Origin of the sequence: Streptococcus pseudopneumoniae, from assembly GCF_001068775.1 — a bacterium.
Classification (GTDB): domain Bacteria; phylum Bacillota; class Bacilli; order Lactobacillales; family Streptococcaceae; genus Streptococcus; species Streptococcus pseudopneumoniae_N.
The window spans coordinates 1-221 of the sequence record NZ_JWAJ01000050.1 but is presented as its reverse complement, the minus strand read 5'-3'; the positions used below and the strand labels follow the sequence as shown (position 1 = coordinate 221).

At 36.7% G+C, this 221-nt stretch carries 1 protein-coding gene; it reads left to right on the top strand.

What is annotated here, in order from left to right:
• A partial coding sequence (locus ADF68_RS01775) for a transposase family protein (RefSeq protein ID WP_049548390.1) occupies positions 1–221 on the top strand: 221 nt, incomplete at both ends.

The window sequence follows — 221 nt, the reverse complement described above, 5'->3', positions numbered from 1 at the left end:
CCACGATATGAAATTGTTCAAAATGAGTCGCAGAAATATCGGACAAGCTGGTAAAATCTTGGCAGACAGTGGTTATCAAGGGATCATGAAGATGTATTCACAAGCGCAAACTCCGAGGAAATCAAGTAAACTTAAGCCATTAACTCTTGAAGATAAATCCTATAACCATGCGCTATCTAAAGAGAGAATCAAGGTTGAGAATATTTTTGCCAAAGTAAAAA